The following is a 21,387-nucleotide window of genomic DNA, read 5'->3' as shown; positions in this document are numbered from 1 at the left end:
CGTTGTCATGGATAGTGTACCAGACAACGGACGATTTTTCAATTTTTATTCTTCCACCACATAGATGGTGACAGGCCGGTAGCCGAACTGGATGCACTCATCCCAGGTGCTGAAATAGAGGTCCACTTTGTTGCCCTTGATGAGGCCGCCGGTGTCCTCGGCAATGCAGTAGCCGTAGACGTACTGGCCGTCCTGAGAGACGATGTACAATTTGGAGCCCAGGGGAATCACCTTGGGGTCCACGGCCACCTTGCCCACTTCGGCCACGGTGCCGGAGGCTGTGTGGCCCACATAGCCGGGACAGTTGTAGGCGGTGGCCTTGCCGTCAATGACCCGCTCGTATTCCAAAACCTCGCCGCCGGCGGTGACAATGGCGTTGCCTTCGGCATCGGTGGGCATGGCGGCGCTTTCCGCGCCGCGGATGACAATGCGGTCCTTGGCTGCGGTGGTCACATTGGTGTCGATGACCGTGCGATTCACCTCCACGCCGTTTTCGTAGGTGACGGCGGCGGTGACGGTCTGCATGCCGTCGCTGCCCTCTTCCAGAACGGTTTCCTGGCCGGGCTGGAGGACGTTGTTGTGGAAGACCTGCTCCCCGGCGGGGACGGTTTCCTCATAGGTGAGGGTTTTGGTTTCGACGCGGGTGACCACAATGGCCATGCCGGTCTCTGTGGGGGCGTCCAGGGGAACGGAAACCTTGTCGTCACTGTCCAGGGTGATGCCCACGGCGTCCAGCACCTGGGAGACCGGCTCGCCGTAAGTCGCCAGGGTGCGGACCTGTCCGTCGGCCACCAGATGGACCGTCTGACGGCGCAGAACCGTCAGATCCAGACCATCGGCCCCCTGGGCGGCGGTATAGACATCGGACTGGCCCAACGTCACACCGGCTTCCTGCAGGACCGCGCCCGGGTCCCGGGTAAAGGTGGTGTGAACGATGACCTCGTCCCGATCGTGAATCACGTAGGTACTCTGGGCTGCCGCCGGAATCATCAGCGCCGAAGCCGTCAGGGCCGTGGTGATCACGGCAGAGGCCAGACGCTGCAAGGGGGAATGGCGATGCAGCAGGGAGTAGGTACTGTAGTGCATGGGGATACCTCCTTTTGCAGCCTGTATACTCTTGTTGAATAAATAACGATTGTTTACAAGCTGTAACTTTTTGTAATCATATGCACGACAGGTATGTATTATAACGAGAAATTCAATTTTGTCAAGTTTTCGAGTAAAATTGCATTATTTTCTGAATTTTTTAGAATTTATGTAAACGCAGGTTACATCTGTTATTTTGTATATATTCGAAGATTTCCCGTTAAAACTCCGTTAAAAATGAATACTGTTACAAAAGGGTTAACATAATGACAGCAGCAAATGGTAATTGACATTTGCCGTGGGCTGTGCTAGAGTAGGAGATGACAAAATGGCGTTGACGAAGACGCGCATCGTTCCCAGAAACCCAGAGAGGGGCCCGGATGGTGAAAGGGTCCTGTTTTATGGACGAAGGCCCACCACTTCCGAGCTGCCCGACTGAACCTTTTTTAAGCAGTAAGCGGGACGGGACCGCCCGTTACAGCGGCCAATGAGCGGCGTCCTGTGGGGCGCAAGCAGGGTGGAACCGTGGAATACGACTTTGTATCCCACCCCTGATTACAGTCAGGGGCGGGATTTTTCTTTTGCCCCTCAATCAAAAAAGGAGGAACTCCCTATGTCCGAAGAAAACCTGTACACCTTTGAAAACGAGGCATACCGCAAGACCTATTGGCACACCTGTTCCCATGTGATGGCCCAGGCCGTCAAGCGCCTGTGGCCTGAGACAAAGCTGGCCATCGGTCCCGCCATCGACAACGGCTTCTATTATGATCTGGACTCCGAGAAGGCGTTCACCCCCGAGGACCTGGAGAAAATCGAGGCCGAAATGCGGAAGATCTGCAAGGAAAAGCTGAAGCTGGAGCGGTTTGAGCTGCCCCGTGCCGAGGCCCTGGCCCTCATGGAGCAGCAGGGCGAGCCCTATAAGGTGGAGCTCATCAACGATCTGCCGGAGGACGCCCACATCTCCTTCTATAAGCAGGGCGAGTTCACCGACCTGTGCGCCGGTCCCCATCTGGACTCCACGGGCCGCATCAAGGGCAACGCCATCAAGCTGACCCAGTGCTGCGGCGCCTATTGGCGCGGCGATTCCAACCGCAAGATGCTCCAGCGTATTTACGGCGTGGCTTTCCCCAAGAAGGACGAGCTGGACGAGTATCTGGCCAAGCAGGCCGAGGCCCTCAAGCGGGACCACAACAAGCTGGGCCGGGAACTGGAATACTTCACCACTGTGGACGTCATCGGCCAGGGCCTGCCGGTGCTGCTGCCCAAGGGCGCAAGAGTGGTCCAGCAGCTGCAGCGCTGGGTGGAGGATGAGGAGCAGAAGCGGGGCTATCTGCTGACCAAGACGCCGCTCATGGCCAAGCGGGACCTCTATAAGATTTCCGGTCACTGGGACCACTATCTGGACGGTATGTTTGTTCTGGGCGATCCCTACGATGAGACGAAGGAATGCTTTGCCCTGCGTCCCATGACCTGCCCCTTCCAGTACCAGGTGTTCCTGAACCGTGCCCGTTCCTACCGCGACCTGCCCATGCGGCTGGGTGAGACGTCCACCCTGTTCCGCAACGAGGATTCCGGCGAGATGCACGGTCTGATCCGTGTCCGGCAGTTCACCATTTCCGAGGGCCACCTGGTCCTGCGTCCGGAACAGCTGGAAGAGGAGTTCAAGGGCTGCCTGGACCTGGCAAAATACTGCCTGGGCACCGTGGGCCTGCTGGACAAGTGTACGTTCCGCTTCTCTCAGTGGGACCCGGCCAACCCCAACAATAAATATGAGGGCACGCCGGAACAGTGGGAGGAAGCCCAGCGGGTGATGGGCCAGATTCTCGATGATCTGGACGTGAACTACACCGTCGGCATCGACGAAGCCGCTTTCTACGGTCCCAAGCTGGACATTCAGTATAAGAATGTCTACGGCAAGGAGGACACGCTGGTCACCATCCAGATCGATATGCTCCTGGCCAAGCAGTTCGGCATGGAGTACACCGATACCGACGGCCAGAAGAAGACGCCGTATATCATCCACCGCACGTCTCTGGGCTGCTACGAGCGCACCCTGGCCTATCTGATTGAGGAGTACGCCGGCGCGCTGCCCACGTGGATGGCGCCCGAGCAGGCCCGGATTATGACCATCACCGAGCGGACCAACGACTACGCCTGGGAGGTCAAGAAGCAGCTGGAAGCCCTGGGCATCCGGGTGGAAGTGGACGACCGCAATGAGAAGATCGGCAAGAAGATTCGCGAGGCCCAGCTGGAGAAGGTACCCTTTATGCTGGTGGTGGGCGACAAGGAGGCCGAGAACGGCCAGGTGGCTGTCCGGACCCGCAAGGGTGTAGACGAAGGCGTCATGACCGTGGCGGACTTCGGCAAGCGCATCCGCGAGGAAATCGATACCAAGGGCCGCAACGTCTAAAATAGAAAATATTCCGATTTTTGCAATCGCAGCGGTATGAATGGCCCGCCGCTCCTGCCATGGGCGGGATACGGCGGGCCATTTTTTCTCTTGACCTGGGAAAACTCATGCGATATAATGAGTTAAATTGCTGCTGAAAAGAAGCGAAACGACCGCAGACGGTGGGAAGACTGAAAAAAGCAGCAATCACTTGACAGAAACATTAAATTCTGCTTGCTTTTTCGTGAAAGATATGATATCATTTGTTAGTCTGTGAAATGGATGCGTCCTCTGCCGCTGCCGGCACAAAGGTGCTGCGGCATTCCCTGCGGTATGAACGTCCAAATGAATAAGGAGGACAAACAAATGGATCTGATGAAGGCTCTGGCCAACCAGTACATGAAAGAAAACGCTCCTCAGGTCAGCGTTGGCGATACGGTTCGCGTTCATGTCAAAATCAAGGAAGGTTCCCGCGAGAGAATCCAGGTTTTTGAAGGCACTGTCATTGCCAAGAAGCATGGCGGTCTGGAAGAGACCATCACCGTTCGCCGTCTGAGCTACGGCGTGGGCTGCGAGAAGGTGTTCCCCTTGCATTCTCCCCTGCTGGAGAAGATCGAGGTGGTCCGCCACGGTAAGGTGCGCCGCGCCAAGCTGTACTACCTGCGTTCCCGCCTGGGCAAGGCTGCCAAGGTCAAGGAAAAGGTGTAATTCTCAAAAAAGAGGAGGCCTTCGGGCCTCCTTTTTTGCATTTGTTTGGGACAATATGACCATTTATGACGATTGTGTAAAAAAGTCCGGCCGAGACTTTTCTTATGTGCCGGGACTGTGTATAATGTATAGTGGCGCGACGCGCCGAATGGAACATGGAAGTATCGCCGCGGCGTTGACCGCCTGCGGCTGACCATAGAAAGAAGGCCCTTATGAACGAAGAAGCACGGCAGCACCCGGCGGAAACGCCGGAAAACTCCAAGAAAAAAGACGAAAAAAATAGTGGCTTTGAGCTGTACCAGCTCCTGCGGGACATGGTCTATACGCTGGTGGCCGTGACTATTGTGTTCGTCTTTGTCATCCGTATGGTCAGCGTGGACGGCAGCTCCATGTATCCGACCCTACACCATACCGACTATCTGGCCCTGCTCAGCAGTACCATCTGCGGCGACCCGGAGCCGGGGGACATTGTGGTGATGACGGTGCCCGCCGAGGAGTTTCAGGACGAGCCCATTGTCAAACGGGTCATTGCCACCGAGGGCCAGACGGTGGATATCGATTTTAACGCCGGCGTCGTCTATGTGGACGGTGTGGCGCTGGACGAACCCTATACGTATGAACCCACCTATGTGAGCTTCCACGAAATCGGAGAGGGGCTGGACTATCCGGTTACCGTGCCGGAGGGCCATATTTTTGTCCTGGGCGACAACCGCAACGGCTCCTCCGACAGCCGCTATGCCCCCATCGGCATGGTGGACGAGCGGGACGTATTGGGGAAGGTCCTCGGTATCCTGCTGCCCGGCGCCGACGAGGACACCGGGAAGCGGGATTGGAGCAGAATCGGAGGTGTTTCCTGAATGGACCAGGACAATCTGAATATCCAGTGGTATCCGGGCCACATGACGAAAACCCGGCGGCAGATGGAAGAGGACCTCAAATTGGTGGACGCGGTCTGTGAGATTCTCGACGCCCGCATTCCCTATTCCAGCCGCAACCCGGACATTGCTTCCATCTGCGGCAGCAAGCCCCGGATGGTGATTCTCAACCGCACGGACCTGGCCGACCCGGCGGAGACGAAGCGGTGGGCCGAGTGGTTCCGTTCCCAGGGATTGGCGGCCATCCAGACCGACTGCAAATCCAAAAAGGGCGTGTCGTCGTTCCAACCTGCCGTTCGGGAGCTGTTGGCCGAGAAATTGCAGCGCTACCGGGACAAGGGCCAGGTGGGCCGCAGTTTGCGGGTCATGGTGGTGGGCATCCCCAACGTGGGCAAATCCACCTTTATCAATCAGGTCTCCGGCCGCAAGGGCGCCAAAGCGGAGAACCGTCCCGGCGTCACCCGCGGAAAACAGTGGGTATCCGTGGACAAGGAGCTGCTGCTCCTGGACACGCCGGGCATTCTGTGGCCCAAGTTTGAGGACCCGCGCGTGGGCATGATGTTGGCATACACCGGCGCCGTCAAGGACGGCGTATTGGATGTGGAGGAACTGGCCTGCCATCTGGTGGAAATGCTGTGGCAGCGCTACCCACAGAATTTGAAAGAGCGGTATAAGATGGACTGTCCCGCCGACGCCCCCGGCTGGGAACTGCTGGAGGAACTGGGCAGACGCCGGGGCTTCCGGATTTCCGGCGGCGATGTGGATTTGGAGCGGGCCGCCAAGGTCCTGCTGGACGAGTACCGCGGCTGTAAAATCGGCCGGTTTACGCTGGAGGGCCCCGAGGTCTACGAGGTGACGGAATGACAAACTTATGGGAAATCGAGCAGGGTTGTTTTGACGAGGGGATCGAATTGGTCTGCGGCGTGGATGAGGCGGGCCGGGGACCCCTGGCCGGGCCGGTCTGCGCGGCGGCGGTGATTCTGCCGCCTCATCTGGAACTGCCGGGCCTCAACGACTCCAAGAAGCTGACGGACAAGAAGCGCCGGGGGCTGTACGATCTCATTACAGAACAGGCCACGGCCTACGCCATTGCCTTGGTGGATGAGAAAACCATCGACGAGATCAATATTTTGCAGGCCACGTTCCAGGCCATGGAGCAGGCTATCGCCAATCTCAAAATCCGGCCCCAGCTGGCTCTGGTGGACGGCAATCGGGAACCCAGTCCCGACGGTGTGGCGGTCCGCTGCGTCATCGGCGGCGACGGCAAAAGCGCGTCCATTGCGGCGGCGTCCATTCTGGCCAAGGTCACCCGGGACCGCCTTATGGAGGAACTGGACGGAACCTACCCGGCGTATGGCTTTGCTGTCCACAAGGGCTACGGCACCAAACGCCATTACGCGGCCCTGCGGGAGTTTGGCCCCTGTCCCATCCACCGGCAGAGTTTTTTGAAGAAATTCTATGAAAAAGAAGCCGAATCTGCTGGGACCCTGGGGTGAAGCCCGGGCCGCCGACCATCTGCGGCAAAAGGGCTACCAGATCGTGGGGGCCAACTATCGCTGCCGCTTCGGGGAAATCGACCTGATCGCCCAAAAGGGGCGGTATCTGGTCTTTGTGGAGGTCAAGCTCCGGGCCGGGAGCGATTTTGCCGAGGCCCGGGAGTATGTGGACCGCCGCAAACAGGAACGGCTTCGCAGCGCGGCTTTGCTGTATCTGTCCCAGCGGGAAACGGACTTGCAGCCCCGGTTTGATGTGGTGGAGGTTTACGCCCCCCAGGGGCTGGACACAAAACGACCGAAATACATTCATTTGGAGAACGCTTTCTGAACGTTCGACGAAATTCGTAGGACTATGATAGTTAAAATAAAATAAGGGTGATATGACACGATTGTGTCATATCGCCCCAAAGAATAGAGGTAATGACCATGCAGTACATCAGCACCAGAGATTCCTCCCTCCGTTACTCCGCCGCCCAGGCCATTGTCCAGGGCCTGAGCCGCGACGGCGGCCTGTTTCTGCCGGAGTCCATTCCGGCCCTCACCACCCAGGATTTGCAGGACCTGGTGGGTATGACCTACCAGCAGCGGGCGGTCAAGGTCATGAAAGCCTATCTGGACGAGTTCACCGAGGTGGAGCTGGCGGAGTACGCCGCCAAGGCCTATGCCGTCCCCGGCAAGTTTAACGACGCGGCGGTGACGCCCATCCATTCCACCCATCACAAGACCCATTTTCTGGAGCTGTGGCACGGTCCCACCTGCGCCTTCAAGGATATGGCCTTGCAGATGCTGCCCTATCTGCTGACGGCGTCCCTCCGCAAGACCGGCGAGGAGAAGACCGCCTGCATTCTGGTGGCCACCTCCGGCGACACCGGCAAGGCGGCCCTGGAGGGCTTCCGCGACGTGGACGGCACCCGGATCATGGTGTTCTATCCCAAGGACGGCGTCTCCGAGATTCAGCAGCTGCAAATGGTGACCCAGGAGGGAAAAAACGTCGATGTGTGCGCCGTGGTGGGCAACTTCGACGACGCCCAGACCGGTGTCAAGACCATTTTCTCCGATGAGGCTCTGCGCGCTGAGCTGGCAAGCCGCGGCTACTTCCTGTCCTCGGCCAACTCCATCAACTGGGGCCGCGTCCTGCCGCAGATCGTCTACTATGTGGCCACCTATGCCGAACTGGTCAAGCGCGGCGACATTCAGATGGGCGACAAGATCAATTTCTGCGTTCCCACCGGCAATTTCGGCAACATTCTGGCCGGTTACTACGCCAAGCGCATGGGCGTGCCCATCGACAAACTGCTCTGTGCCTCCAACGCCAATAACGTCCTCACCGACTTCATCCGCACCGGTATCTATGACCGGAACCGTCCCTTCCACAACACCCTTTCTCCCTCTATGGATATCCTGATCTCCTCCAACCTGGAGCGGCTGCTGTATCTGCTCAGCGGTTCCGACGCGGAGGTCCGGGGCTATATGGAGCAGCTGAACAAGACCGGCCGCTATGAGGTGTCCAAGGACATGCTGGAAAAAATCCAGGACAATTTCCTCTGCGGTTTCTGCGACGACGAGCGCACCACCAACGCCATCGGCAAGGTGTTCTCCCACGGCAAGTACCTCATGGACACCCACACCGCCGTGGCCTATACGGTGATGATGGACCATCGGGCCGCCACCGGCGACGCCACCCCCACGGTGGTGGTGTCCACGGCCAGCCCCTTCAAGTTCTGCGACAGCGTTCTGACGGCCCTGGGCGTCACGGACCAGCGGACCGGCGTGGAAATTCTCGACCAGCTGGCAGAGGTCTCCGGCAAGGCGGCTCCCGCGCCCCTGGCCGGTCTCAAGGGCAAGGCCCGGCGCTTCGACCAGGTGGTGGAGAAGCAGCAGATGACCGATGTGGTCCGGGAGGCCCTCGTGTAATGGCCCTATACGCCATGGGCGACCTGCACCTTTGTCTGGGCGCCGACAAACCCATGGATATCTTCGGCGGCGCATGGGTGGGCTATATGGACAAGCTGCGGCAGGGATTGTCCGTGATCGGCCCCGACGACACGACCGTGCTGATGGGCGATATCAGCTGGGCGTTGGGCCTGGAAGCCGCCGCCGCCGACTTTGCCTTTGTCAACGAGATTCCCGGCCGGAAAATTCTCCTCAAGGGGAACCATGATTACTGGTGGTCCACGGCCAACAAGTTCCAGAAGTTCTGCGAGGCCCACGGCTTTACCAACCTGGAACTGCTCCACAACAACTGTCTCTATTATGAGGATGTGGCCCTGTGCGGTTCCCGGGGCTGGTTCTTTGAGGAGGACAACGGCGGCACCCACAATGAGAAGGTCTACAACCGGGAGGTCCTGCGGCTGGAGGCGTCGCTGAAAGCGGCGGGGGAGAAAGAAAAATTGTGCTTTCTCCACTATCCGCCCCTCTACCGGGGCTACCGCTGCCCGGAGATTCTCGCTCTGCTCCACCGCTACGGTGTCCGGACGTGCTGCTACGGCCATCTCCACGGGCCGTCCCACCGCCTGGCTGTGGAAGGGGAGGTGGACGGTATCGTCTACCGGCTGCTGGCGGCTGATTATGTAAACTTCACCCCCCAAAAACTCCGCTGACGGCGGTGGAATGGCCGGTTTTTTTCGGAAAACCGGGAAATGTTGAAAAAAACAGTGGAAATGCGCCGGGATTTCTGCTAGAATAGTACGGCATATAATTCGGTGCAATATGGCTGCCCACCGGCAGCCCACCACATAGGAGGAATACACCAATGAACGTAAAGAGCGTTGAGAAAGAGAACGGCAATGCCAAAATCGTGGTAGCGATTGCCAAGGATACCTTTGAGAACGGTCTCAACAAGGCCTATCTGAAGAACCGCAAGCACATTGCCATCCCCGGCTTCCGCAAGGGCAAGGCCCCCCGCAAGGTCATCGAGGGTATGTACGGCGCCGAGGTGTTCTTTGAGGACGCCGTCAATGAGCTGTTCCCCGAGATCTACGAGAAGGCCGTTGTGGAGCAGAAGCTGAACGCCGTGGGCATGCCCTCCGTTGTCGACCTGAACAAGGAAGAGGACGGCACCGTCGTTCTGACCATCGAAACCGCTCTGTATCCCGAGGTCACTCTGGGCCAGTACAAGGGCCTGGAGGTTCCCAAGGCCGAGGTCAACGTCACCGACGAGGAGATCGCCGCCGAGCTGGACCGCATGGCCGACCGCAACGCCCGCATCTCCACCGTGGAGCGCGCCGCAGAAATGGGCGATACCCTGGTCTTCGACTTCGAGGGCTTTGTGGACGGCAAGCCCTTCGACGGCGGCAAGGCCGAGGGCTATGTCCTGAAGCTGGGCTCCCATCAGTTCATCCCCGGCTTTGAAGAGGCCCTGGTGGGCGTCAAGGCTGACGAGGAGAAGGACGTGGAAGTGACCTTCCCCGAGCAGTACACCCCCGAGCTGGCCGGCAAGCCCGCCGTCTTCAAGTGCAAGGTCCACGAGGTCAAGGAGACCGTGCGCCCCGCGCTGGACGATGAGTTCGCCAAGGACGTGTCCGAGTTCGATACCCTGGACGCCCTGAAGGAGGACATCCGCAAGCGCTTCACCGAGAACCGCCAGCGCACCGTGGACCAGGAGTTTGACAACACCGCCGTCACCATGGCCGCCGACAACATGACCTGTGAGATTCCCGCCTGCATGATCGACGAGCAGGTGGACAAGCAGATGGAGCAGTTCGGCTACCAGCTGCAGGCCAGCGGCATGAAGATGGACGACTATGCCAAGATGATGGGCGGCGACCTGAACGGCCTGCGTGCCAACATGCGTCCCATGGCCGAGAAGACCGTCCGCGCCAATGTGCTCCTGAGCCAGATTGTGGAGGAGGAGAAGATCGAGGTCTCCGAGGAGGAGATCGAGGCCGAGTACGCCTCCCTGGCCGAGCAGTATTCCATGGAGCTGGAGAAGGTCAAGGCCGCGCTGCCCGCAGAGAGCCTGAAGATCGACCTGGCCACCCGTAAGGCCGTCCGTCTGATCGCCGACAGCGCCGTGGCCGTGGCGCCCAAGGCCGCCGAGGAGACCGCCGAGGACGAGGCTGAGAAGAAGCCCGCCAAGAAGCGCACCACCAAGAAGAAGGCCGACGAGACCGCTGAGGCCGCCGAGGGCGAGGAAAAGCCCAAGAAGCGCACCACCCGCAAGAAGGCCGAGACGGAGACCAAGACCGAGGAATAATTTTCCGGTCAGGCGGTTAGAATGTTTCATCCAACGAAAGGAGACAGTAACCCCATGAGCCTAGTTCCCTATGTCGTGGAGCAGACCAGCCGCGGCGAGCGGTCCTATGATATTTTTTCCCGGCTGCTTAACGACCGCATTGTGATGCTTTCCGAGGAGGTCAACGATACGACCGCCAGCCTGATCGTCGCCCAGATGCTGTATCTGGAGGCACAGGACCCCGATAAGGATATTCAGTTTTATATCAATTCCCCCGGCGGCTCCGTCACAGCCGGTATGGCCATCTACGATACGATGAACTACGTCAAGTGCGACGTTTCCACCATCTGCATCGGCATGGCCGCCAGCATGGGCGCGTTCCTGCTGTCCGCCGGCGCCAAGGGCAAGCGCATGGCTCTGCCCAACGCCGAAATCATGATCCATCAGCCCTCCGGCGGCGCCCGGGGTCAGGCTTCGGATATCAAAATCCAGGCCGAGTGGATGCTGCGGACCCGGGAGAAGCTCAATAAGATCCTCTCGGAGAACACCGGCAAGAGCATTGAGCAGATCGCCATCGACACCGAGCGCGACAACTTTATGCCCGCCGAGGAGGCCGTGGAATACGGTCTCATCGACAAGATCGTATACCCCAAACGGTAACAACGGCCAAGGCGCATCGGACAGCCGTCTGATGCGCCGAAGTCGGTTTTTGAACAGACAGAAGGAGGCATTCCATTGGCGCGCAACGACGAGCGCAGCGTGCGCTGCAGCTTTTGCGGCAAGACCCAGGATCAGGTGGTGCGGCTGATCGCCGGGCCCAACGTCTATATCTGCAATGAGTGCATCGAGCTGTGCTCCAGCATTCTGCACGACGAGATGGTGGACGACACGGACCACCAGTTGGTGCTGCCGGAGAAACTGCCCACGCCCAAAGAGATCAAGGAATATATGGACGGCTATATCATTGGGCAGGACGAGGCCAAGATGGCCCTGTCGGTGGCCGTCTACAACCACTATAAGCGCATCTACTTCGAGGGCAACGCCTCCGATGTGGAATTGCAGAAGAGCAACATTCTGCTCATCGGCCCCACGGGCAGCGGCAAGACCCTCTTTGCCCAGACCCTGGCCAAGATTCTCAACGTCCCCTTTGCCATCGCCGATGCCACCACCCTCACCGAAGCCGGCTACGTGGGCGAGGACGTGGAGAACATTCTGCTGCGGCTGCTGCAGGCCGCCGATTTCGATGTAGAACTGGCCCAGCGGGGCATTATCTATATCGATGAGATGGATAAGATTGCCCGTAAGAGCGAAAATACCTCCATCACCCGCGACGTGTCCGGCGAAGGCGTCCAGCAGGCGCTTTTGAAGATTCTGGAGGGCACTGTGGCCAATGTGCCGCCCCAGGGCGGACGCAAGCACCCCCAGCAGGAATTTATTCAAATTGATACCACCAACATCCTCTTCATCTGCGGCGGCGCTTTTGACGGTCTCGACAAGATCATCGGCCGCCGTACCGACCGCAGCTCCATCGGCTTCGGCGGCGAGGTGAAGAGCAAGAAGAACCGGGACGTGGGCGAGCTGTTCCGGGAAGTGCAGCCCCATGACCTGCTGAAATTCGGCATCATCCCCGAACTGGTGGGCCGTCTGCCGGTCATCACCAGTTTGCAGAGCCTCCAGAAGGAGGATTTGATCAAGATTCTCACGGAGCCCAAGAACGCCCTGTGCAAGCAGTACGCCAAGCTCCTGGAATACGATCATGTGGAGCTGAACTTTGAGCAGGAGGCGTTGGAGGCCGTGGCTGAAAAGGCCATGGAGCGGCAAATCGGCGCCCGTGGCCTGCGGGCCATCCTGGAAGACGTCATGACCGGTATCATGTACGAGATCCCCTCGGACCCCACCATCACCCGGGTCCTGGTGACGGCGGACAGCGTCCGCAACGGCGCTAAGCCCCAGGTGTTTCGGGACGAGCGGGCCGTGCTGCCGGAGGCCGGCTCTGCCGACGCGTCGTAATCGGGCCATGGGCCCCGATGATGGCGCATGCCCGACGGAGAACCCCCCGACGGCCCAATACTTGCCATAAAAGGGGGCCAAACGGCCCCCTTTTGTCAATTTCCGCGGAGGATTCCCCGGAAAGGAGAGTGTAACCATGAACGATATCATCCTGTCTGAGCGGCTGCCGGTGCTGGCGCTGCGCGGACTGTGTGTATTTCCCAAAATGCTGGTCCACTTCGACGTGGGCCGTGAAAAGTCCATCCGGGCCGTGGACGAGGCCATGCGGGCCAACCAGGAGATTTTTCTGGTTGCCCAGAAGAACGTGGCCACCGATGACCCCTCCATGGACGACCTCTATGAGATTGGCACCGTGGCCCATATCCGCCAGGTGCTGAAGCTGCCCGGCGACACGGTGCGCATTCTGGTGGAGGGCGAATACCGGGCCCATGTGACCCAGTGGATTCAGGAGGAGCCCTTTTTCCGGGGCCGGGTGGAGCTGCTGCCCGACGGCAAGTACAACCCCGACGCCGTCCGCAGCGAAGCGCTGCTGCGGCAGTGCTTGCAGCTGTTCGACCAGTTCCTGGAGCTGACGCCCAAGTCGGTCCAGGAGGGGCTTCATCAGGTGTTTGCCTCGGAGGATTTGAGCTATGTGGCGGACTTTGCCGCCCAGAACGCCTCCATTTCCTACAGCGACAAGCAGCGGGTTCTGGAACAGCTGGTTCCCACCAAGCGGGCCGCCGTCATCAGCGCCATGCTGGCCAAGGAGATCGAGGTTCTGCGGCTGGAAAACGAGCTCCAGGAAAAGGTCCAGGAGAGCGTCAACCGCAGCCAAAAGGAATACTATATCCGGGAGCAGATGAAGGTCCTGCGGCGGGAGCTGGGGGACGACGAGGACAGCGAGATTCTCGAGTACGAGGAGCGCATTGAGGCCCTCAAGCTTCCGGAAGAGGTGGATAAGAAGCTCCACAAGGAGGTCCAGCGGCTGGCCCGTCAGCCCGGCGGCTCTTCGGAGGCCGCCGTCATCCGCAACTATCTGGACATCTGCCTGGAGCTGCCCTGGAACGAGCGCACCAAGGAGCGGGTGGACGTCAAGGCCGCCAAAAAGCTGCTGGACCACGACCATTTCGGCCTGGACAAGGTGAAGGAGCGGGTCCTGGAGGTGCTGGCCGTCAAGAAGATGGCCCCGGAGCTGCCGGGACAGATCATCTGTCTGGTAGGCCCTCCCGGCACCGGCAAAACGTCCATCGCCATGTCCATCGCCAAGAGTCTGAACCGGAAGCTGGCCCGCATTTCCCTGGGCGGCGTCCATGATGAGGCCGATATCCGCGGCCACCGCAAAACGTATATCGGCGCCATGCCGGGCCGGATCATCAACGGCATTTTGCAGGCCGGTACCCGCAATCCGCTGATGCTCCTGGATGAGATCGACAAGATGGGCGCCGACTATAAGGGCGACCCGTCGGCGGCGCTGCTGGAGGTTCTGGACAGCGAGCAGAACGGCGCGTTCCGGGACCACTATATTGAATTGCCCTTCGATCTGTCGGAGTGCATGTTCATCACCACGGCCAACACCCTGGACACGGTGCCCCGGCCCCTGCTGGACCGCATGGAGGTCATCGAGCTCAGCTCCTACACCGACGAGGAAAAGCTGCGCATTGCCAAGGACCATCTGCTACCCAAGGTCATGGCCCGCCACGGTCTGACGAAACAGCAGCTGCGGGTCACCGACGAGGCCATCCGGGAGACCATCACCTGCTACACCCGGGAATCCGGCGTCCGCAATCTGGAACGGCAGATGGCCGCCATCTGCCGCAAGGCCGATATGCGGTTTGTCTCGGACAACGCGCCCAAGCGCATCACCGTGACCGGAGCCAATCTGGAGGAATTTCTGGGGGTCCGCCGGTACCTGCCCGATGAAAAGCCCGCCACCGACCAGGTGGGTCTGGTGACGGGTCTGGCCTGGACTTCCGTGGGCGGCGAGACGCTGGAGGTGGAGGTCAACGTGGTGGACGGCACCGGCAAGCTGGAGCTGACCGGCAACCTGGGCGACGTCATGAAGGAGTCGGCCCACGCCGCCATGAGCTATATCCGGTCCCGGGCCGCCAAGTTCGGCATTGCTCCGGATTTTTACCAGACCAAGGATATCCACGTCCATTTCCCCGAGGGCGCGGTCCCCAAGGACGGCCCCTCGGCGGGTATTACCGTCTGCACGGCCATGGTGTCGGCCCTGACCGGGGCTACGGTCCGCCGGGACATTGCCATGACCGGTGAAATCTCCATACGGGGCCGGGTCCTGGCCATCGGCGGATTGAAGGAGAAGACCATGGCGGCATTGCGCCACGGCGTCAAAACCGTCATCATCCCCGCCGCCAACGAGAAGGACCTGGAGGAGATCGACCAGACGGTGCGCAAGGCATTGAACTTTATCACCGTCCGCCATGTGGACGCCGTCATCGAGGCGGCGCTGGACTTCGGTCCCTGCCAGAAGAACGACGTCCCCACGGAGCCGGAACCGGAGCCCCAGCCCGCCAAGGAGCTGCCGATGCCGGTGCCGGAAACCGGCGGCGACCGGACCGGCCTGCGCCAGTGAGAGGAGGAAGCGTGTGAACCTGCATAACGCCGAGTTTGTCATCTCCTCCACGGCCATTGCCGATTGCCCCCGGGACGGCCTGCCCCAGGTGGCCTTTGCCGGTAAATCCAACGTGGGAAAATCCTCGGTCATCAACCGGGTCTTGCAGCGGAAGAATTTTGCCCGGGTGGGCGAGGCCCCCGGCAAGACCACCCACATCAACTATTTCCGCATCGACAAGAAACTCTATCTGGTGGACCTGCCGGGCTACGGCTATGCCAAGGTCAGCAAGGCGGAGAAAGACCGGTGGGGCAAGCTCATGGAGGCGTACTTTGCCTCGGGTCTCATCGACTACGGCGTGATGATTGTGGACGCCCGCCACAAGCCCACGGCCAACGATATGACCATGGCGGAGTGGTTCAAAAACTCCGGCAAGCCCTTTGTCATTGTGGCGAACAAACTGGACAAGCTGCGCAAGCGGGACATTGCGCCCAATCTGGCCCTGATCCGGCAGACGCTGGAGCTGCCGGAATCGGTGGAGATCATCGCCTTTTCCGCGGAAAAGGGCGAGGGCCGCGACGCTTTGGTGGGCATCCTCCAGAGCGTGGCCGGCGACGCCTGATGGACAAACATATGGCGGGTGTGTCCTGGGACACACCCGCCATTGCATCTTATTTCAAGGTTGGTTCGTGGGGCTCCCAACAGCCCGTCCCCCTGTTCCAGAACTCCGTGTGACTGCCGTCGTCGTCCAAGGTCAGCCGGGCCAGATAATTGCGCCGGTCCTTGCCGTAGGCCCGCCGGGCCTCCTCTTCCGACTGGGTGACAAACACGTTGAGATAATCGCTGTGGCCCTCGGGGCCGAGGAACTGGATGCCGGTCTCATAGTAGACCAATGCCATGGGGTATCCCGCCTTCCCGTTATTTTTGTCTATTGTAACAGATTTTACCGCCCTTGGATAGTGGCGGCGTGAGAAATTTCCTGCCGCCCGCCTGTCCCTTGCAAAAGGGCCGGGCCGGTGCTATACTGGTTAAAACGACCCAAAGGAGGGGCTTTTTTGCACGGATTTACCGCGTGGCTCCATCAACTGCAATTCGGCCGGTTGTCGGAAATGCTGCTCATTGTTCTGGCGTCCCTGCTGTGTATCACCATCCATGAGACGTGTCACGGTCTGGCCGCCTACCGGCTGGGGGACCCTACGGCCAAACTGGCCGGACGGCTGACGCTGAACCCCCTGCGCCATATCGACCTTCTCGGCCTTTTGATGATGGCCGTGGCACGGTTCGGCTGGGCCAAGCCGGTGCCGGTCAATATGAACAATTTCAAAAATCCCAAACGGGATATGGCCCTGACGGCCCTGGCCGGACCCATCTCCAACATCCTGCTGGCCTGGGCGGCGCTGGTGGTCCGGGGATTGCTGATGGTGCTGCTGATTCGCCGGGGACCCAACAGCCTGGGCCAATGGCTGATTACCTTTACCGAATATGTGGCCATCCTGTCGGCGGGTCTGGCGGTGTTCAACCTGATTCCCATTTCGCCCCTGGACGGCTCCAAGGTCCTTTTTGCCGTGCTGCCGTCCCAAAATTACGCCAAGCTCATGCACTATGAGCGGTACGGCATGCTCCTGCTGATGGTGGTGCTGCTGGCCGGCTGGCTGGACGGGCCGCTCTATTATCTGCGCACCGGCCTGCTGAATCTGTTGCAGCCCCTGGCCCTGTGGCCCGCCGAGCTGCTGCTGCGGCTGCGGTAGGAGGGGCCCATGGAAACCCCAAGCTATTATCTGCCCGGCGTGGTGCAGACGAAAAGCGAGGCCATGGAGGATTTCCAAGGCCCTCTGGACGTGATTTTCCTGCTGCTGAGCAAACACAAAATTGAGATCAGCAATGTGAGTATTTCGCAGATTCTGGAGCAGTATCTGGCCTATCTGGAAGAGCAGAAGCGCATGGACATGGAGATTGCCAGCGAATTTATCGCCATGGCGTCCCATCTCATGCTCATCAAGACAAAAATGCTCCTGTCGGTGACGGAGCAGGCCGAAGCCCAGTCGGAGATGGAGCTGCTGATCCACTCCCTGGAGGAACGGCAGCGGGCGGCGGCCTATGAACAGATTCGGATGGCCGCGTCCTTTCTGGCAGACCGCAACGACATCGGCTGTAATCTCTTTGTCAAGGAGCCGGAGCCGCTGCGGCGGGACAAGACGTACCAGTACCGTCACGACCCGTCGGATTTGGTGGCGGCCTGGGCGGCTCTGGCCGAACGCAGCGCCGCCGGTCTGGCATCGCCCACCCATCCCTTTGCCGCCATCGTGGGAGCGGAACCGTTCCCGGTGGTGACGAAAGCGGCCCACATTCTGCGGCGGCTGCTGCAAGCGGGCGTGGACAAATTCCGCAGCCTGTTTCGCGGCTGCAAAAGCCGGTCGGAGGTGGTAGCAACTTTTCTGGCGGTGCTGGAACTGTGCAAGCTGGCTTCCGTCCGGGTGGAAGATGACGGCGGCGGCGACGCCGATGTGACCTTTCTCCAAATGCCCCAGGGAACCGTGGACGGACAGCCCTTCGGCAGCTCTGAGGAATAGAGGAGGCCAAAATGGAACAAACTGCAATCGAACGGGCGGTGGCGGCCATTCTGTTTGCCGCCGGAGAGCCGGTGGGCGCGTCGCGCATGGCCATGGCGGCGGGGGTGTCGGAGGAGGAAATCCACACGGCGGCCCAATCTCTCATGAGCCGGTGGAATTACGAGCGCTTCGGCATCCGCATTGTCCGCCTGGAGGACGCCTACCAGATGTGTTCCTCCGGCGAGATGGCCGACGTGGTGACGAAAGCGTTGGAGACCCGCAAGCCGCCCCGGCTGTCCCCGGCCCAGCTGGAGGCGCTGACCATTGTGGCCTATTACCAGCCGGTGACGAAAGCCTATATTGAACAGCTGCGGGGCGTGGACAGCAGCTACGCCGTCAGCGCCCTGCTGGGCAAGCAGCTGATCACCGAGGCCGGACGGCTCAACGTGCCGGGCAGGCCCATTCTCTATGAGACGACGCCGGTGTTTCTGCGGACCTTCGGCCTGACGGGGCTGGAGGACCTGCCGCCCATTGAAAAGGCGGATATCCACATTCCCGAGGGCCAGCAGTTGCAGCTGCCGGAGGTATCGAAGGAGGAGGGAACCGTATGATCGCTGCCGTGGCCGCGGCCCTGGTGCTGCTGATTCTGGCGCTGCCCCTGGGCGTGTGGTTCCGGTACGACGACGGGACGCTGGAAGCGGCGGCCAGCGTGGGACCGGTGACGGTGTTCCGCTATCCCATGGAACCCCGGCGGCGAAAGCCGAAAAAGCCGCCCAAGCCGAAAAAAGCGCGGCGGACGGACCCGGACAAGCCGCCCGAACCAAAGAAGTCCGGGAAGTTCAACTGGAAGCTGCTTAAACCCCTGTTGTCCATTCTGCTGGATTTGCTGGGGCAGATGCGGCGAAAGCTCCTGGTCCCGGAGCTGTTTCTCTGCGTCCGCTGCGGCGGCAAGGACGCGGCCCATACGGCTTTGCAGTATGGAAAGGCCTGGGCTTTGATCGGGTCCCTGGACCCGGTGCTTCACAACTGCTTCCGCATTGCCCACCGGCAGGCGGAGGTGCTCTGTGATTACCATTCCGACCGTCTCCGGCTGCTGCTGGAGATGCGTGTCAGACTGCGGGTAGGCACGGCCCTGTGGCTGGGCTTACAGGCGCTGTGCCGCCTGATTCCCGTGTTCCTACAATACAAGAAAAAGGCGGTGCAGTAATATGAGTCATCCTCTTTCCGACATGATGGGCGTCAATATGGAGAAAATCCGCTCCATGGTGGATACCAATTCCGTCATCGGTGAGCCCATTACCACGCCCGACGGCGTGACCATTATCCCCGTGTCCAAGGTGTCCTTCGGCTTTGCCAGCGGCGGCAGCGATTATGTGTCCAAGCACACCTCCGCCGACGGTACCAACCCCTTCGGCGGCGGCGCCGGCGCCGGCGTCACCATTCAGCCCGTGTCCTTTATCGTCATCAAGGGCGAATCGGTACGGATGCTGCCGGTGGTGGCCCCTGCGGCATCCTCCCTGGACCGCATCATCGAACTGCTGCCGGACCTGACCGACAAGCTCTCTGAACTGCTTAAAAAGGACAAAAAACCGAAAGACATCGACGAGACCGGCGAATTTTAACAGGCATACTCCATCCCCGGCAGTGCATACTGTTACCGGTGATGAACGATGAAACAACGGATGCAGTGGGCGGCGGCAAGTTTCCTGTCCGCCGTCCTTTTGCTGAGCACCGCGGCGGGAGCCGTGGGTACGCTTTCGGCCCGCAGCGCCATTTTGATGGACGCGGCCACGGGCCAGGTCCTCTATGAGAAGAACAGCCACGAAAAAAGCCTTATTGCCAGCACCACCAAGATCATGACGGGGCTGCTGGCGGCGGAGTCGGGACGGCTTTCGGAAACCGTGACCATCCCGCCGGAAGCCGTGGGTATCGAGGGGTCCTCCCTGTATCTCAAGGCCGGGGAACGGCTGACCGTGGAGCAGCTGCTCTACGGTCTCATGCTCCATTCGGGCAACGATGCCGCCGTGGCGCTGGCCCTCCATCTGGCGGGGGACGTGGAGGACTTTGTGGACCGGATGAATGAAAAGGCCGCAGAACTGGGACTGACGGAAACCCATTTTGCCAACCCCAACGGCCTCGACGACGAGGGAAACTACGGCACGGCCCATGATCTGGCGGTGCTGGCGGCGGCGGCGCTGGAAAACGACACGTTCCGGCAGGTGGTCTCCACCAAAACGTATACGGTGGGACAGCGGCAGCTGACCAACCACAACAAGCTCCTGTGGAAGTACGAGGGCGCCATAGGCGTTAAGACCGGCTTTACCAAGGCCGCCGGGCGGCTGCTGGTCAGCGCGGCGGAACAGCAGGGGAGACGGCTCATTGCCGTGACCATCAACGCTCCCGACGACTGGAATGACCATAGTAAGCTGCTGGACGACGGCTTTTCCCGCCTGACGGCCCACACGGCGCTGACGGACGGTACGATGCTGGGCAGCGTGCCCATCGTCGGCGGCACAGTGGAGACCGCTGCTTGCCGCGTCCGGGGGGATTTGTCCTGCGCCCTGCTGCCGGAGGAGACGCCAACGGTCACCGTCTGTCTGCCCCAGATGGTTTTTGCACCGGTCCGGGCCGGAGATACGGCGGGCTGGGCGGAGGTCCGGGTGGGTGAAACCGTTCTGGCCCGGACAGAACTGATCTACGACACGGCGGCGGCGGTGCTGCCGGACAGGCCGCGTTCCTTTTTGGAGCGGCTTTTGAAAGGGTAGGAATGCAATGGAAGAACAACGACTGCAAAAGGTGCTGTCGGCCCACGGTGTGGCGTCCCGCCGGCAGGCTGAGCAGATGATCACCGAGGGCCGGGTCCGGGTCAACGGCAACACGGCCCAGTTGGGGGACAAGGTGACGGAAACCGACGTCATCGAGGTGGACGGCGCAGTTTTGCGCCGTGCGCCCCGTCCTGTGTACATCCTGCTGCATAAGCCCCGGGGCTATGTGACCACCTGCAAGGACGAGCAGGGCAGGCGCGACGTGACAGAGCTGGTCCAGGACTGCCCGGAGCGGGTCTACCCTGTGGGACGGCTCGATTTAAACTCCGAGGGGCTGCTGCTGCTGACCAATGACGGCGCCCTTGCAAACCGGCTCATGCACCCGTCGGGACAGGTGGAAAAGGTCTACCTCTGCTGGGTCACCGGCTATCGGGCCGGGGCCGAGGAGAAGCTGCGAGGGCCAATGGAACTGGACGGCCGCCCCCTGAACCCGGCCCGGGTGGTGCTGCGGCGGGTGAACGGAGACCAGGCCATGCTCGAGGTGGGCATCACCGAGGGCCGCAACCGGCAGGTCCGCCGTATGTGCGACCTGGCGGGGCTCCATGTGACGCGGCTCAAACGCATCGGCGAGGGACAGCTGCGGCTGGACCGGCTGCCCGTGGGAAAATGGCGGTATCTGACCGACGAGGAAATTGCCTATCTCCACAGCCTTATGTGAAGTTTTTCTTGCAAATTTTCGGGAAACCCCGTATCATACAGTAAAATACACTACATACCAGGAAAG

22 protein-coding genes are annotated in these 21,387 nt (G+C 60.3%); 20 read left to right on the top strand and 2 right to left on the bottom strand.

The features are described from left to right. Window positions 1-45 precede the first annotated feature (45 nt). The gene (locus ACTQ33_RS02770) at window positions 46-1,086 is read right to left on the bottom strand and encodes a 3D domain-containing protein (protein WP_441461966.1); all 1,041 of its coding nucleotides are present in this window, start codon (window positions 1,084-1,086) and stop codon (window positions 46-48) included. 613 nt (window positions 1,087-1,699) lie between these two features. Here ACTQ33_RS02770 and thrS point away from each other — a divergent pair. From thrS to yihA, 13 genes are all read left to right on the top strand, one after another. Further along, window positions 1,700-3,496, top strand: coding sequence for a threonine--tRNA ligase (gene thrS, locus ACTQ33_RS02765; protein ID WP_441461964.1), 1,797 nt, complete (start codon window positions 1,700-1,702; stop codon window positions 3,494-3,496). 345 nt (window positions 3,497-3,841) lie between these two features. After that, window positions 3,842-4,183, top strand: coding sequence for a 50S ribosomal protein L19 (rplS, locus tag ACTQ33_RS02760; protein ID WP_441461963.1), 342 nt, complete (start codon window positions 3,842-3,844; stop codon window positions 4,181-4,183). A 212-nt stretch (window positions 4,184-4,395) separates the two neighbouring features. Next, the gene (gene lepB, locus ACTQ33_RS02755; RefSeq protein ID WP_441461961.1) at window positions 4,396-5,040 is read left to right on the top strand and encodes a signal peptidase I; all 645 of its coding nucleotides are present in this window, start codon (window positions 4,396-4,398) and stop codon (window positions 5,038-5,040) included. Then, a complete protein-coding gene (gene ylqF / locus ACTQ33_RS02750) occupies window positions 5,041-5,922 on the top strand; it encodes a ribosome biogenesis GTPase YlqF (RefSeq protein ID WP_441461959.1) in 882 nt (293 codons plus the stop codon). Beyond that, entirely contained in the window at window positions 5,919-6,554 is a 636-nt protein-coding gene (locus ACTQ33_RS02745; protein WP_441461957.1) for a ribonuclease HII, read from the top strand. Before ylqF ends, ACTQ33_RS02745 begins: the two co-directional genes overlap by 4 nt. Next, window positions 6,517-6,882: a YraN family protein gene (locus tag ACTQ33_RS02740; protein ID WP_441461955.1), complete on the top strand. Its 366-nt coding sequence runs from the start codon at window positions 6,517-6,519 to the stop codon at window positions 6,880-6,882. Before ACTQ33_RS02745 ends, ACTQ33_RS02740 begins: the two co-directional genes overlap by 38 nt. 98 nt (window positions 6,883-6,980) lie before the next feature. Beyond that, entirely contained in the window at window positions 6,981-8,468 is a 1,488-nt protein-coding gene (gene thrC, locus ACTQ33_RS02735) for a threonine synthase (protein ID WP_441461953.1), read from the top strand. Next, on the top strand, window positions 8,468-9,154 hold the full coding sequence (locus ACTQ33_RS02730; protein WP_441461951.1) for a metallophosphoesterase: 687 nt from the start codon (window positions 8,468-8,470) through the stop codon (window positions 9,152-9,154). The genes thrC and ACTQ33_RS02730 overlap by 1 nt, the downstream gene beginning before the upstream one ends. A gap of 152 nt (window positions 9,155-9,306) precedes the next feature. Beyond that, entirely contained in the window at window positions 9,307-10,749 is a 1,443-nt protein-coding gene (tig, locus tag ACTQ33_RS02725; RefSeq protein ID WP_441461949.1) for a trigger factor, read from the top strand. 54 nt (window positions 10,750-10,803) lie between these two features. Beyond that, window positions 10,804-11,388, top strand: coding sequence for an ATP-dependent Clp endopeptidase proteolytic subunit ClpP (gene clpP, locus ACTQ33_RS02720; RefSeq protein WP_441461947.1), 585 nt, complete (start codon window positions 10,804-10,806; stop codon window positions 11,386-11,388). Between the two features lie 75 nt (window positions 11,389-11,463). Beyond that, window positions 11,464-12,738: an ATP-dependent Clp protease ATP-binding subunit ClpX gene (gene clpX, locus ACTQ33_RS02715; RefSeq protein ID WP_441461945.1), complete on the top strand. Its 1,275-nt coding sequence runs from the start codon at window positions 11,464-11,466 to the stop codon at window positions 12,736-12,738. A gap of 136 nt (window positions 12,739-12,874) precedes the next feature. Continuing rightward, window positions 12,875-15,310, top strand: a complete 2,436-nt coding sequence (gene lon / locus ACTQ33_RS02710; RefSeq protein WP_441461943.1) for an endopeptidase La — start codon at window positions 12,875-12,877, stop codon at window positions 15,308-15,310. Window positions 15,311-15,323: 13 nt separating this feature from the next. Further along, window positions 15,324-15,911 (top strand): ribosome biogenesis GTP-binding protein YihA/YsxC, encoded by a 588-nt coding sequence (gene yihA, locus ACTQ33_RS02705; RefSeq protein ID WP_441461941.1) that lies wholly within the window; start codon window positions 15,324-15,326, stop codon window positions 15,909-15,911. 49 nt (window positions 15,912-15,960) lie between these two features. Here yihA and ACTQ33_RS02700 read toward each other — a convergent pair whose 3' ends face one another. Further along, entirely contained in the window at window positions 15,961-16,188 is a 228-nt protein-coding gene (locus ACTQ33_RS02700; RefSeq protein WP_441461939.1) for a hypothetical protein, read from the bottom strand. A gap of 156 nt (window positions 16,189-16,344) precedes the next feature. Between ACTQ33_RS02700 and ACTQ33_RS02695 the strand changes: the two genes are divergently transcribed. The 7 genes from ACTQ33_RS02695 to ACTQ33_RS02665 are packed head-to-tail and all read left to right on the top strand — an operon-like array spanning window position 16,345 to window position 21,321. Continuing rightward, window positions 16,345-17,037 (top strand): site-2 protease family protein, encoded by a 693-nt coding sequence (locus tag ACTQ33_RS02695; protein ID WP_441461937.1) that lies wholly within the window; start codon window positions 16,345-16,347, stop codon window positions 17,035-17,037. A gap of 9 nt (window positions 17,038-17,046) precedes the next feature. Continuing rightward, window positions 17,047-17,859: a segregation and condensation protein A gene (locus ACTQ33_RS02690; RefSeq protein ID WP_441461935.1), complete on the top strand. Its 813-nt coding sequence runs from the start codon at window positions 17,047-17,049 to the stop codon at window positions 17,857-17,859. A gap of 11 nt (window positions 17,860-17,870) precedes the next feature. Next, window positions 17,871-18,449, top strand: coding sequence for an SMC-Scp complex subunit ScpB (gene scpB / locus ACTQ33_RS02685; RefSeq protein WP_441461933.1), 579 nt, complete (start codon window positions 17,871-17,873; stop codon window positions 18,447-18,449). Then, window positions 18,446-19,045 carry a DUF2953 domain-containing protein gene (locus ACTQ33_RS02680; protein WP_441461931.1) on the top strand — a complete coding sequence of 200 codons (600 nt, stop codon included), beginning with the start codon at window positions 18,446-18,448 and terminating at the stop codon, window positions 19,043-19,045. Before scpB ends, ACTQ33_RS02680 begins: the two co-directional genes overlap by 4 nt. A 1-nt stretch (window position 19,046) precedes the next feature. Continuing rightward, window positions 19,047-19,460, top strand: coding sequence for a GerW family sporulation protein (gene ytfJ / locus ACTQ33_RS02675; protein WP_441461930.1), 414 nt, complete (start codon window positions 19,047-19,049; stop codon window positions 19,458-19,460). Window positions 19,461-19,508: 48 nt separating this feature from the next. Beyond that, entirely contained in the window at window positions 19,509-20,603 is a 1,095-nt protein-coding gene (locus tag ACTQ33_RS02670) for a D-alanyl-D-alanine carboxypeptidase family protein (protein WP_441461928.1), read from the top strand. Window positions 20,604-20,610: 7 nt separating this feature from the next. Continuing rightward, complete coding sequence (locus ACTQ33_RS02665; RefSeq protein ID WP_441461927.1) at window positions 20,611-21,321, top strand: pseudouridine synthase; 711 nt, start codon at window positions 20,611-20,613, stop codon at window positions 21,319-21,321. Window positions 21,322-21,387 lie beyond the last annotated feature (66 nt).

This window comes from Candidatus Avoscillospira sp. LCP25S3_F1 (assembly GCF_052117125.1).
GTDB lineage: Bacteria > Bacillota > Clostridia > Oscillospirales > Oscillospiraceae > Avoscillospira_A.
This window is presented reverse-complemented; position numbering and strand designations above follow the sequence as displayed.